Genomic DNA, 12,360 nt, shown 5'->3' on the forward strand with positions numbered 1-12,360 from the left:
GCAGACCACTCAGCCGGGCGTTAGGCCGCGCAGGAGCCGGTGGACACGTTCGTCGTCTGCGAGGGGGCCGCGTCGACCTCCGCGCGGACCTGCTCGGCCGTCAGCGTGAAGCCCGTCTCCGGGTCCTCCACCGCCGCGCCGAAGACCACGCCGATCACCTTGCCGTCCGGGGTCACCATCGGGCCGCCCGAGTTGCCGCTGCGGATCTCCGCGCGGACCGTGAAGACGTCGCGCTGCACCGTGTTGGCCTCGTAGATGTCCGGACCGCGGAGGTTGATCCGGCCGCGTACGCGGGCCGGTGTCGCGCGGTACGGGCCGTCGAGCGGGTAGCCGAGCACGATCGCGCTGTCGCCCGCCGTCGCCGTTTCCGGGGCGAACGGCAGGGCCGGGGCCCGCAGGCGCGGCACCGCGAGCACCGCGATGTCGACCTCGGGGTCGAAGTAGACGACGCGGGCCGGGAAGTCGCCCTGGGTCGTTTCGATGCCGACGGTGTCGGTGCCCGCCACGACGTGCGCGTTCGTCATCACCCGCTGCGGCGCGATCACGAACCCGCTGCCCTCCAGCGACCGCGAGCACGAGCTGGCGGTGCCGCGGATCTTGACCACGCTGCCGTGCAGGTCCTGGACGATCCCGCTGCGCTGCAGCGCGGGGTCCGGCGGCGAGGTGTCCGCCGTCGGCGCCTTCTGGAACGGGTCCACGATGGACGGGAAGCCGGACGCGTCGAGCAGCTTGCGCAGCTGGCTCGGGAAGCCCTGGGCGGCCGCCGGCATGGCGTCGTTGACCTTGCCGAGCACCACCGAGCCGTTGATCGCCTTGGCCAGCCCGGGCAGGCCGGACACGGTCGTCAGCGGCGTCGCGATCAGCCACGCCACCACGAACACGACCAGCGCCTGCACGATCGCGCCGAGCGTTTTGTCGATGCCGGAGAACCGGTCCGGGTTGATCTTCTGCCGCAGCCGGCGGCCGACGTAGACGCCGATCGCCTCGCCGAAGGCGACCAGGAACACCACCGTCGCCACGGCGAAGGCGACCTTCCAGACCGGGTCGTCGAAGAACGCGACCACGACCGGCGCCAGCTTGATGCCGGCGACTGCGCCGAGCACGACGCCCACCAGCGACGGCAGCGCGATGATCACCCCCTGGTATGCGCCGGACACGGCCGCCAGCAGCGCCAGCAGCAGCACCAGCACATCGACCCAGTTCACCGCGTCACCCCTTCACCCGCGCCTGGAACGCGGCCAGTGCCTCGTCGAGGTCCCGGACGTCATCCGGGTCCCAGTCACGCTCCCAGCCTCCCAGGCCGAGGAGGACCGACAGCAACCCGGCCGTGAACCCCCAGACGAACAGGCCGCCGACCTCGAAGGCCGGCCCCTTCCACGGCATGCCCTTCTTCTGCACCGTGAACCGGTTGGCCGGGTCGACCAGGTCGGCGATGGCCACGCGGGCGACGGACGCCGTCTCGGCCGGGTCGACCGCGTGCACCGGCGACGGCTCGGCCCAGTGCGCCAGCACCGGCGTCACGGCGAAGCCGGACACCGGGACGAACAGCTCCGGCAGCACCGCGACCGGCCGGACGCCGGACGGGACGACGCCGGTCTCCTCCTCGGCCTCGCGCAGCGCGGTGCCGATCGGGCCGCCGTCGCCGTCCTCGGCGCCGCCGCCCGGGAAGGCGACCTGACCGGCGTGCGAGCCCAGCGTGTCGGCGCGGCGCTGCAGGAGGACGTCCGGCTCGCCGTCGGCTTCGCGTTCACCGAAGAGGATGAGGACGGCGGCCGGCCGGGTGTAGGCGTCTTCGGGCGGGCTGAACCGGGTGAACGTCTTCGAATCGACCTCGCCGCTCACCTTGACCAGCGGCCGGAGCCACTCGGGCACCGACTCGGGTTCGACAAGTGGTCCGATCACGATGCCCCCTCGACTGCCGCGCGCACCTGGTCAGTGTTCACGAACGAGCGAGGATTGGCGATGAACCGCACTTCGCCGCCGGCGGTGACCAGGTAGGACGCCGGGAGCGACGAAGGCACCTTCAGCGCGGCCCGGACCGGGCCGGTCTGCCCGTCGCCGTCGAACACCGACGGCAGGTGCACCCCCAGCTTCGCCAGCAGGTCCAGGCCGTCCTTCGCCGGGCTCTGCACCTGGACGCCGAGGACGCGCACGGCACCCGGCTGCTTCGCGTACTCCTGGAGCACGGGCAGCTCGGTCCGGCACGGCTGGCACCACGACGCCCACACGTTGACCAGCGCCGGAGCCCCGGCGAGGGCCTTCCCGACGTCGACGCTCCCGCCGTCGCCGAGGCAGTCCGCCGTGACACCTTCGAGCTGTTTCACCGGCTGGGCCGCACCCGCGGCCGGGCACGGCTGGAGCGCCGCCGCGGACCGGGCGGGCGCGAGGTCCCCCGACGGCTTCGCGGCGGTGTCATCACCTCCACGCGGCAGCAGCGCGACGATCAGCGCCACCGCGAGCACGGCGGCGGCGAGTGCCCACTTGGTGACTCTCGTCACCGGGGCGCCGCCAGCGCCAGGATGTGGTCCTTTTCTTCGCCTTTGACCAGCTTCGCGGCTTCCTCGAACCCGGTCGGCCCGGTGCCGTAGGACGGGCAGTCCTTGGCCAGCGGGCAGGCACCGCAGGCCGGCTTCTTGGCGTGGCAGACGCGGCGGCCGTGGAAGATCACCCGGTGGGAGAGCATCGTCCACTCCTTGCGGGGGATCAGCTCACCGATCGCGTGCTCGACCTTGACCGGGTCCTCCTCCGCCGTCCAGCCCCAGCGCCGGACCAGCCGGCCGAAGTGGGTGTCGACGGTGATCCCCGGCACGTCGAAGGCGTTGCCGAGGACGACGTTGGCCGTCTTTCGGCCGACACCGGGCAGGGTGACCAGGTCCTCGAGCTTGGCCGGGACCTCGCCGCCGAAGCGCTCGACCAAGGCGGCGCCCAGGCCCATGACGGAGTTCGCCTTGGCCCGGTAGAAGCCGGTGCTCCGGAGGTACTCCTCCAGCTCGGTGCGGTCGGCGCCGGCGTAGTCGGCGGCGGTCCGGTAGCGCTTGAACAGCGCGGGCGTGACGAGGTTCACCCGGACGTCGGTGGTCTGCGCGGACAGTACGACCGCGACCAGCAGTTCCAGCGGGGTGGTGAAGTCGAGCTCGCAGTGGGCGTCGGGATACACGTCGTCCAGGCAACGCTTCATCCGCCTGGCGCGTCTCACCAGAGCTAACCGGCTTTCACCAGCGCCCTCACGGGGGGCGTTCGTGGTGGCAGGTGGCACCCCGATAGCCTACGGGCGCCGTCGGACGAGCCGGTGACTGCACCGGTGGACGACCGACACGCCAGAGCACCACCTCGGCGCGTTTTCCGGCCGCCATGAGCGAGGATCTGGAGTAGATGCTTTCCATCGAGTGTTTCGGGGTCCGGTCATGACCGTCTGGTTCGTCATCCTGGTCCCCTTGGTGATCATGTTCTTCGCGCTCGGCATGGAGCGCGTCGAGAGCAGGCTGAAGCACGTCGCGGTGCAGGAGAACGAGGTCGAAGAGTTCCTCGAGCAGGCGCAGCCCAACGAGGTCAGGGCGCTCTACGGGCACGGCATCGGCCGCGCGCTGGAGCTGTTCCGGCTCCGTAGGCTGGGCGGACGGGCAGCCAGGCTACGCGCGCGTCGCGTGCGGAGTTAGGCTCCACGTTCGAACGAGATCGTTTGGGCGGACCGCGCGTCCGGCGGGCGATCTCGGGAGTACGCCCTAGACTGACGCGCAAGTGATCGGCGTCACGCTCCTCCAGCCCCGGGGGAGCGCGCACGTTTCTCGACGAGGAGGCACCCGAGGTGGACGAAACCCTGGCCCGTGCGGGCATTTTCCAGGGTGTTGAGCCGGCAGCGGCGGAGGCGCTGGCCCAGACCTTGGAATCCGTGGAGTTCCCCCGCGGCCACGTCATCTTCAACGAGGGCGAACCCGGCGACAAGCTGTACATCATCCAGTCCGGCAAGGTGAAGATCGGCCGCAAGTCCCCGGACGGCCGCGAGAACCTGCTGGGCATCTTCGGCCCGTCGGACATGTTCGGCGAGCTGTCCATCTTCGACCCCGGCCCCCGGACGTCGAGCGCGACCACGGTCACCGAGGTCCGCGCGGTCACCATGGACCGCCCGGCCCTGCGCCAGTGGATCTCGACCCGCCCGGAGATCGCCGAGCAGCTGCTGCGCGTGGTCGCGCGCCGCCTGCGCCGGACGAACAACATGGTCGCGGAGCTGATCTTCACCGACGTCCCCGGCCGCGTGGCCCGGGCGCTGCTGCAGCTCGCGCAGCGCTTCGGCAGCCAGGAGGCGGGCCTGCTGCGGGTCACGCACGACCTGACGCAGGAAGAGATCGCCCAGTACGTCGGCGCCTCGCGCGAGACCGTCAACAAGGCCCTCGCCGACTTCGCCCACCGCGGCTGGCTGCGGCTCGAAGGCAAGAGCGTGCTGATCCTGGACCCGGAGCGGCTCGCCCGCCGCGCCCGCTGAGTCTTCTCGACACGAAGAAGGCCCCCTCGGTTCGCCGAGGGGGCCTTCTTCGTGTCCCATAACAAAGAGCCGGGCGCCACCCCCGACGTGGCGCACCGGCTCTTCGTTGTTTGCGCGGACCATCCCCCGACGATCCGCGCTCCCCGCCCTCCGGGCCAGGCCCCGACCCGTGTGCCGGAGGGAGCTGGGTTTTCTGTGCTGTTGTTCAACCATCACGGCCCATACCCACGAATTCAAGGCCATTCACTCTCAAGGACGCCGTCTGCGCCGTTTCGTTGCAGGAGTTCACGGAGAATATCGTGAGTGTTACCCGATCGAGACCTACCGTGCGCACATCAAGATCAACTCTCCCGCCGGCGGTGACGCACCTGACCGGTAAATAACTGGTACTGACGTACCACTCTGCGGCATACTTGTACTCGTGTCCCAGTCTGTCTCGAACCACGAAAGCCGCACGTCCCTCGCCGACTACCGGACCGCGCTGACGACCCGGGCGGCCCGTCGGCCCGCCGTCGCGTCCGTCCTCGCCCGCCTGCCGATCGCCATGATCGGCATCTCGGCCCTGCTCTACGTCCAGCGCGAGACCGGTTCCTTCGCCGTCGCCGGGCTGGTCTCGGCCGGTTCACTCGTCGGCGTCTCGGTGGGCGCGGTGGTGCAGGGCAGGCTGATCGACCGGTTCGGGCCGACGCGGCCGCTGCTGACCGTCTCGCTGCTGCTGGCGCTGTCGATGACCGCGCTGGTGACGGCCATCGAGTCGCACGCCGCGACCGCCGTGCTCGTCGCCTTGGGCGCGCTCACCGGGCTGTCGGAGCCGATGGTCGGGTCGGCGTCGCGGGCGCTGTGGACGCGCCTGCTGCCGCCGGGCGGGGCGCGCAACGCGGCGTTCTCGTACGAGGCGATCAGCATGGAGGTCTTCTTCATCCTGGGGCCCGGCCTGGCCGGGCTGCTGGTCATGGCGCCGTGGGCGGGCACCGGCCTGGTGCTGGGCGTCGCGCTGCAGTTCACCGGCGCGGTGCTGTTCGCGCTGAGCCCGGTCGTGCGGGCGTGGGGTCCGTCCGCCGAATCGCACGGGTCGCTGCTGGGCGCGCTGGCGAGCCCGGGCATGCGGACGCTGGCCGTCGCCGCGCTCGGCTTCGGCGTGGTGATCGGGTTCGTCGAGGTCGCCGTGCCGGCCGCGGCCACCGAAGCGGGCCAGGCGTCCGTCGGCGGCCTGCTGCTGTCGGCGTGGTCGCTGAGCTCGGTCGCGTTCGGCGTCGCCTACAGCCTGCGGCCGTGGCCGAGGCGGCTGGGCCTGCGGCTGCCGGTGCTGCTCGGCGGGTTCGGCGCGCTGGTCGCGCTGCTGGCGTGGCCGACGTCGCTGTGGGGCCTGGCGCTGATGATGCTGCTGGCCGGCGCGTTGATCACGCCGCAGTCGACGGCTCACTCGACGACGATCGAGGTGGTCGCCCCGGCCGGGACGGCGGCGGAGGCGTTCGGCTGGGTGCTCACGGCGGTGACGCTGGGGCTGGCCGCGGGCCAGTCGGTCAGCGGGTACGTCGTCGAGCACGCGGGCCCGGGTGCGGCGTTCCTGGCCGCGAGCGTGGCCGGGGTCGTGCTCGCCCTGGTCGTCTGGCTGCTGCGCGGCACGGTCCGCCCGGCCACGCCCGCTCCGGTTCCTTCGCTGGTCAACGCTTAGATCGGCGGTTTTTGTCGGTGTCTGCCGCTAGCTTGCGGGCATGGACGTCACCGCGCCTGCCCACCGCCTCTCGGCGGCCGTCTCCGCCGCGTCGCGCCTGCTGCCGGCCCGCACCGGGCTCCGCCTGCACGCCGACGCGGCGGGGCTGACGGTCGCCGGCGGCGCCGCGGACCTCGCCGTCCGGTTCGGCTGTCCGGCGACCACGCACACGGACGGCTCGGTCGCCGTCCCGGCGGCCCCGCTGGTGGAGACGCTGAAGGTGCTCGACGCCGAGCAGGTGCGCTTGGTCGTCGAGGGCACGCGCTTGGCGTTGCGGCTGGACAACGCCCGGTTCGCGCTGCCACTGCTGCCCGCTCCCGACGTTGCTCCGGACCCACCCGCGCAGGTGTCCGAAGTGGCCGGGGAGGCGTTCGCGGCGGCGGTGCGGATCGTCGCGGGAACGGCGGCCAAGGACGACCCGCTCCCCCTGTTCACCGGCGTCCGGCTGCAGGCGGCCGGGGACGTCCTGACGTTGACGGCGTCCGACCGCTACCGGATGGCGGTGGCCCGGCTGCCGCTGCGGTCACCGGGCTCGCTGGACGTCCTGGTACCGGCGGCCCTGCTGACGGAGGCGGCCCGGCAGGCGCGCGGCCGGGTGGGCCTGCACGCCGGCCCGGGCCGGTTCGGGGTGAGCTGGCCGGGCGGCCTGGTCGCCACGGCGGTCCTGGACGCGGGCTTCCTGTCGGAGGAGTCGATCGGGTCCGGAGCGGTGGACACGACGGTGACGCTGCCGGCGGACGCACTAGCCGCGGCGGTCCGCCGCGTAGGGGTGTACGCGGAGGACAGGCGGGTCCTGACGGTGGAGGTGGGGGACGCCCAGGTCCGGCTGGCGAGCGCCCGTCAGGACACGGGCGAGGCGGAGGAGGTCCTGAAGGCGGACGTCGAGGGCGGCCGGACGTCTCCGTCGTTCCAGGCCCGGTACCTGCTGGACGCGCTGGCCGCGTTCGCGGGTGAGCGGGTGGTGCTGTCGATCCAGCCCGGGATGCGGGCGTGCGTGCTGCGGGCGGCGGAGCCCGGGGAGGTGGCGCTGACGTACTACCTGATGCCGATGCTCAGCCGATGATCTGGGTCAGGTCCTGGAGCACGACCCCGGCCGCCGGCCCGGCGGTGAACTGGCCGACGGTCATGGCCCCGCTGCCGAAGCGCTGTTCGTAGGCGCGCCGCAGGTGCGGCGACGAGCGGCCGAGCGCCCACTCCATGGTCGAGTTGCTGGTCCGCAGGAAGTCGATCGGCAGGCGGCCGAGCACGTAGAGCTCCGCGCGGCGCTCGTCGCCTTCGAGGACCAGACCGGCCAGGTCCGCGACGAGCATGCGTTTGCGCATCGCGTCGCGGCCCTTCCACTCGGCGGCCTTGAACTCGGCCACGCGGCGGTCCGTCTCGAGGTCGAACTTCCGGCTGGGATCGTTCCCGGCCGCCAGCGAGGGACGCCGGACGATGCGCTCACCGGGCTCGAGGATCTTCGGCAGCGCCCGGACGATCACCGTCGCGTGGATGAGGTCGTTGACCCGCCCGGCGTGCTGCCGGACGAGCAGCGCGCCCGCGAGCAGGTCATCGGTCATGCCTTCGCGCGCCACTCGCGCACCGACGGTCTCGACGTCCGCTCCCTCCAGGAGACCTTCCAGCCGCACGACGCGACTGGACAGGTCTTCCCGGCCGAAGAACTGGATGAGGTCGATGAACGACTTGATCGCCGTCCCGAGGTCGGTCCCGCCTGCCGGCGGCTCGGCGGGCTCCTCGGGACCGGCCGGAACGCCGGGCTCGTGGGGCAGCGGGCTCGTCGTGAAACCGAGGCGCCGGAGCTGCCGGATCGCGTAGTGCGAGATGAAGTCGGTCCGCGGCACCCCGAGCGCACGTTCGAAGAGCTGCCTCGGCGGCCAGCGTTCCTCGCCGACCGACACCCAGTGCGTGCGGATCGGCTCGGGCCCGCCCACGGCGGCGGCGCGCAGCACCTGGTCCCGGCTCAGGTGGTGCTGCTCGCCGTTGAGTACGAAGTCGATCGCGCGCTCGTCGTCCACAGGCTGTGAGTCGCCCGCCTGCCCGCTCCCGCTACACCGGCTCCCAGGTGCCGAAGCGCTTCAACGTCCGGATCATCGGGGCCGTCTCCACCTGCCGCACCCCGGGCAGGCTCCCGAGATCCACCGCCAGGTACTCGTACAAGGCCGCGTCGTCGCGGCAGCCGACGTTGGCCACGAGGTTGGCCGGGCCCGTCGTCGCCGCCGCGAAAGCCACCTGCGGGTGCGTCGCCAGCGCCCGCCCCGCCGACTCCAGGGCCGACGGTGCCACCGTCAGCCAGAGGGTGGCCGTCAGCGGGTAGCCGAGCAGGGCCGCGTCCACTTCCACGTCGAAGTACAGCACCCCGGACGACCGCAGGACCTCCAGGCGACGGCGGACCGTCGACTCCGATCGGCCGCAGGCCGCCGCCAATGCCGGTATGTCGGCGCGGCCGTCGTGGGCCAGGGCCGCCAGCACCTCCGCGTCGCCCGGCTCGGGGCGGTACCCGGCGTCCGACGGCGGGCGGCGCAACGCCGCCACCTGCTCCGCCGTCAGTGCGCTCGCCCGGCCGGGCCACGCGGCCGGGCCGCCCGCGAAGCGGCGCAGCAACCGGTACGCCGTCATCGACACCACGCGGGGTGTCCGGGGCAGCTGCCCCAGCAGCAGGCCGTCCGCCTGCTCGCGCAGCGGAGCCCGGACGAAGCAGGCGATCTCCGTTCCGCCGGACATCAGGCTCACCCACTGCGTGTCGTCCCGGCGGGCCAGGCCGGCCGCGATCGCGGCCGCCGCGTCCGGGACGCAGCGCAGCCGGACCAGCCAGGTGACCTGGCCCAGCGGGGCCGCCTCGGTGAGGCCGACCACGCGCAGCACCCCGGCCGACCGCAGCCTGCGGTAGCGGCGGGCGACCGTCTGGTCCGAGACGCCCAGCACCGCCGCGATGGCGGCGAACGACGCCCGGCCGTCCAGCTGCAGCGCGTGCGCCAACCGGCGGTCCAGGCCGTCGAGCAGGCCGGATTCCACCAGCTCAGCCTAGGTGATGTCGGATTTCGCGCAGGATTTCGGCGTGAATGGAACACGGCGGTAACCGGGTCGATCCTGGTGGCATGACCGTTGTCGAAACCACCGCCGGCCGGGTCCGCGGAGCCCTGGGCGCGTTCAAGGGCATCCCGTACGCCACCGCGAAACGCTTCGAAGCACCCACGCTGCCGAAGCCGTGGACCGGCGTCCGCGACGCGCTCGAGCCCGGCCCCGCCGCTCCGCAGCCGCCGTCCCGGCTGGAACGCGCGCTCGGCCCGATGCCGTTGCCGCAGAGCGAGGACTGCCTGTCGCTCAACGTCTTCACGCCGTCGGCCGCCGGGAGCCGTCCGGTGCTGGTGTGGATCCATGGCGGCGGGTTTTCCAGCGGTTCGGGTGGCCAGGTCTGGTACACCGGCACGCGCCTGGCCCGCGAGGCCGACGCCGTCGTCGTGACGCTCAACTACCGGCTCGGCGCCCTCGGCTTCGCCGCGCTGGACGGGGTGCCGCCCAACCTCGGGATCGCCGACCAGCTCGCGGCGCTGCACTGGGTGCGGGACAACATCGCCGCGTTCGGCGGGAACCCGGCCGAAGTCACCCTCGCCGGGCAGTCGGCGGGCGCGCAGTCGACGCTCGCGCTGTGGTCGTCACCGCGGGCGGACGGCCTGGTCAAGCGCATCGCGTTGCAGAGCGCGCCACTCGGCATGCGACCGTCCACAGCGGACGAAGCCGCGGTGTCCGCCGGGCGGCTCGCCGAAGCGCTGGCCGGCGCGGACATCCGGACAGTGGAAGTCGAGCGGCTGATTGCCGCGCAACTCGCGGTCCCCGGCAAGCCGGGTTCGATCGAGCCGCCGTTCCAGCTGGTCGCCGACGACGACCTCGTCGCCGCGGACCTGATCGAGGCCGCCCCGAAGGGAACCGCGCTGATCAGCTGGACCCGCGAAGAACTCCGCGCCTTCGTCCCCGACGCGCCGCCGGAGGCCGTCGAGCAAGCGAACGGCATGTTCACGAGCGACCGGCTGGTGACCGAGCTCGACGCCTTCGCCTACCGCTTCGACTGGCAGGCGCCCGGCAACCCGTTCGGCGCCTGCCACTGCATCGACATCCCGTTCCTCTTCGGCACCCACGACCTTTGGGACGCGCCGATGCTGCGTGGCGCCCCGAAGGGCCTCGAAGAGGAGACCGGGCTGCGCGAGGTCTGGACCGCCTTCCTGCACGGTCAGCGACCGAGCGCGCGGTGGGCCGCGATCAGGCCGACGCGGCCTTGACCGCCGCCTCGACCTCGGCGAACGACGGGTTGACCATGGCCGTCGAGCCCACGATCACCGTCGGCACGGTCTCGTTGCCGTTCGCCACCTCGCGCACGCGGGCGGCCGCCGCCGGGTCTTCCCAGATGTTGATCGCGCGGACGTTGAAGCCGCTCTTCGACAACGGCCGCTCCAGCGCGGCGCAGAAGCCGCACCCCGGCCGCCAGTAGAACTCGACCTCGACGTTGCTCATCCGTTCTCCTCCGACCGCAAGTAGTCCAGCTGCGCCTGCACGCTCCACTCGGCGGGCGCCCACAGCGCCCGGTCGACGTCGGCGTACACGACTTCGACGACCTGGCGCGGGGTGGCGTCCGCCCCGAGCGTCTTCAGAGCCGAACGCACCTGGTCGAGCCGCTGTTCCCGGTGGGCAAGGTACTCGCGGGCGGTCGCGGGCAGATCGAGGAGCTCCGGACCGTGGCCGGGCAGCCCCAGCGTGCCCGGCGGCAGCTCGATCAGCTTCCGCAGCGAACGCAGGTAGTCGCCGAGGTCGTGCAGCACCGTGGTGCCGCGGCCGAGGATGGTGTCGCCGGTCAGCACCTGGCCGTCGAGCACGAGGGACACCGAGTCGTCGGTGTGCCCGGGAGTGTGCAGGATCCGAAGGGAAAGCCCGCCCGCCTCGATCACCTCTCCGTCCACAACGGACGAGGCGCCGACGCACAGCGCGGGGTCGAACGCCCGCACCGGCGCGCCGGTGCGCTCAGCGAACCACGGCGCGCCCTCGGCGTGGTCGGGGTGGTGGTGCGTGAGCAGGATCAGGTCCACCTCGCCGACCCCGGCCAGCAGCTCGAGGTGCTCGAGGTCGCGGTAGCCCGGGTCGACGACCACGGCCGGGCTCGACGGCGTCGCCCGCAGCACCCAGCTGTTGGTGCCTTCGAGCGTCATCGACGACGGGTTGTTCTCCAGCAGCACCGAAGCCGTCTCGGAGACCTGGCGCAGCACGCCGTACGCGGGGGCGGTCATCGCTTCTCCAGCACGACTCGGACCTGGTCGTTCTCGCGGACCAGCGTCGGCGCGATCCGGACGATCTCGCGCGGGGCGTTCAGCACGTCGTCGGCGGTGGCGAACGCCGCCAGCTCGCTCAGCGTCAGCCACGTCGGCGGCATCAGCATCCGGCGGCCTTCGCGCGCGTCAGCGATGGCGTCCGCCGGACGCTGCCAGCCGGAGCTCGACGCCTCCGACGTCACCCCGTCGGCCTCCTGGCCTTCCGGCAGCTTCGCGACGTAGAACCGGGTGTCGTAGCGGCGCGGCTCCTGCTCGGGCGTGATCCAGTGCGCCCACGGCCGCAGCAGGTCGGCCCGCACGGTCAGCCCCGCACCGGCGAGGAACCCGGCCAGCGACACCTCCCGCGTCTCCAGGGCCTGGCGCGCGGCCGCGTACGGCGAGACGTCGGTGAGGACCGTGTCCGCGTCACCCGCGAGCAGCACGCCGGACTCCTCGAACGTTTCGCGCACCGCGGCGCAGGTCAGCGCCCGCGCGAGGGCTTCGTCGCAGCCGAACCGCGACGCCCACCACGACGGCTCCGGGCCGGCCCAGGCCACCGACGTGTCGGCGTCGCGCCGATCGACCCCGCCGCCGGGGAACACGGTCATCCCGCCCGCGAACGGCATGCCCTTGACCCGGTGCTGGAGGAAGACCTCGACACCGTCGGCACCGTCCCGGACCAGGATCACCGTGGCCGCGTCCTTCGGCGTCGCCGGCGGGCCGTCGGCGTTGGCGCGGGTGGCCACCCCCGCGCCGACCGGGATGTCGAAGACGAACTCCGTTGGCTGCTCCACCCGGGCAACATACCTCCGGTACCCGACGTCCCGTCGCGCAGTTGTGGCACGCCGGACACGGAAAAGGCGGCACCTCCC

The 12,360-nt window shown here is 72.6% G+C and carries 14 protein-coding genes; 5 read left to right on the top strand and 9 right to left on the bottom strand.

Translation table 11 applies throughout. From position 1 onward, the window contains the following. Positions 1-20: 20 nt before the first annotated feature. The 4 genes from OO60_RS17380 to nth are packed head-to-tail and all read right to left on the bottom strand — an operon-like array spanning position 21 to position 3,178. Entirely contained in the window at positions 21-1,205 is a 1,185-nt protein-coding gene (locus tag OO60_RS17380; RefSeq protein WP_003081712.1) for a MarP family serine protease, read from the bottom strand. Between the two features lie 4 nt (positions 1,206-1,209). Continuing rightward, positions 1,210-1,902, bottom strand: a complete 693-nt coding sequence (locus tag OO60_RS17385; RefSeq protein WP_003081714.1) for an NUDIX hydrolase — start codon at positions 1,900-1,902, stop codon at positions 1,210-1,212. After that, entirely contained in the window at positions 1,899-2,498 is a 600-nt protein-coding gene (locus OO60_RS17390; protein WP_003081716.1) for a TlpA family protein disulfide reductase, read from the bottom strand. Before OO60_RS17390 ends, OO60_RS17385 begins: the two co-directional genes overlap by 4 nt. Continuing rightward, the gene (gene nth / locus OO60_RS17395) at positions 2,495-3,178 is read right to left on the bottom strand and encodes an endonuclease III (RefSeq protein ID WP_003081719.1); all 684 of its coding nucleotides are present in this window, start codon (positions 3,176-3,178) and stop codon (positions 2,495-2,497) included. Before nth ends, OO60_RS17390 begins: the two co-directional genes overlap by 4 nt. A 226-nt stretch (positions 3,179-3,404) precedes the next feature. Between nth and OO60_RS17400 the strand changes: the two genes are divergently transcribed. The 4 genes from OO60_RS17400 to OO60_RS17415 all read left to right on the top strand — a co-directional run bounded on the left by OO60_RS17400 (position 3,405) and on the right by OO60_RS17415 (position 7,257). Continuing rightward, positions 3,405-3,656, top strand: a complete 252-nt coding sequence (locus OO60_RS17400) for a hypothetical protein (protein WP_003081722.1) — start codon at positions 3,405-3,407, stop codon at positions 3,654-3,656. Positions 3,657-3,805: 149 nt separating this feature from the next. Next, positions 3,806-4,480, top strand: a complete 675-nt coding sequence (locus tag OO60_RS17405; RefSeq protein WP_003081747.1) for a Crp/Fnr family transcriptional regulator — start codon at positions 3,806-3,808, stop codon at positions 4,478-4,480. Positions 4,481-4,901: 421 nt separating this feature from the next. Continuing rightward, the gene (locus OO60_RS17410; protein WP_003081750.1) at positions 4,902-6,155 is read left to right on the top strand and encodes an MFS transporter; all 1,254 of its coding nucleotides are present in this window, start codon (positions 4,902-4,904) and stop codon (positions 6,153-6,155) included. 40 nt (positions 6,156-6,195) lie between these two features. Next, a complete protein-coding gene (locus OO60_RS17415) occupies positions 6,196-7,257 on the top strand; it encodes a DNA polymerase III subunit beta (protein ID WP_033261653.1) in 1,062 nt (353 codons plus the stop codon). Here the strand turns inward: OO60_RS17415 and OO60_RS45005 are convergent. Both OO60_RS45005 and OO60_RS17425 read right to left on the bottom strand, forming a co-directional pair. Beyond that, positions 7,247-8,209, bottom strand: a complete 963-nt coding sequence (locus OO60_RS45005) for a hypothetical protein (protein ID WP_051767709.1) — start codon at positions 8,207-8,209, stop codon at positions 7,247-7,249. The genes OO60_RS17415 and OO60_RS45005 overlap by 11 nt on opposite strands. Positions 8,210-8,240: 31 nt before the next feature. Then, the gene (locus OO60_RS17425) at positions 8,241-9,206 is read right to left on the bottom strand and encodes an Lrp/AsnC family transcriptional regulator (protein ID WP_033261654.1); all 966 of its coding nucleotides are present in this window, start codon (positions 9,204-9,206) and stop codon (positions 8,241-8,243) included. Between the two features lie 83 nt (positions 9,207-9,289). Between OO60_RS17425 and OO60_RS17430 the strand changes: the two genes are divergently transcribed. Continuing rightward, the gene (locus OO60_RS17430; RefSeq protein WP_003068090.1) at positions 9,290-10,468 is read left to right on the top strand and encodes a carboxylesterase family protein; all 1,179 of its coding nucleotides are present in this window, start codon (positions 9,290-9,292) and stop codon (positions 10,466-10,468) included. Here OO60_RS17430 and OO60_RS17435 read toward each other — a convergent pair. Genes OO60_RS17435 through OO60_RS17445 form a run of 3 tightly spaced genes read right to left on the bottom strand, consistent with a single transcriptional unit; the run spans position 10,449 to position 12,282 of the window. Continuing rightward, positions 10,449-10,700 carry a glutaredoxin domain-containing protein gene (locus tag OO60_RS17435; RefSeq protein ID WP_003068087.1) on the bottom strand — a complete coding sequence of 84 codons (252 nt, stop codon included), beginning with the start codon at positions 10,698-10,700 and terminating at the stop codon, positions 10,449-10,451. The two genes, OO60_RS17430 and OO60_RS17435, sit on opposite strands and share 20 nt — an antisense overlap. Beyond that, positions 10,697-11,467 (bottom strand): MBL fold metallo-hydrolase, encoded by a 771-nt coding sequence (locus OO60_RS17440; protein ID WP_003068084.1) that lies wholly within the window; start codon positions 11,465-11,467, stop codon positions 10,697-10,699. The genes OO60_RS17435 and OO60_RS17440 overlap by 4 nt, the downstream gene beginning before the upstream one ends. Further along, positions 11,464-12,282 carry an NUDIX hydrolase gene (locus OO60_RS17445; RefSeq protein WP_003068082.1) on the bottom strand — a complete coding sequence of 273 codons (819 nt, stop codon included), beginning with the start codon at positions 12,280-12,282 and terminating at the stop codon, positions 11,464-11,466. The genes OO60_RS17440 and OO60_RS17445 overlap by 4 nt, the downstream gene beginning before the upstream one ends. Positions 12,283-12,360 lie beyond the last annotated feature (78 nt).

This window comes from Amycolatopsis vancoresmycina, assembly GCF_000716785.1.
In the GTDB taxonomy this organism is placed as follows: Bacteria; Actinomycetota; Actinomycetes; order Mycobacteriales; family Pseudonocardiaceae; genus Amycolatopsis; species Amycolatopsis vancoresmycina.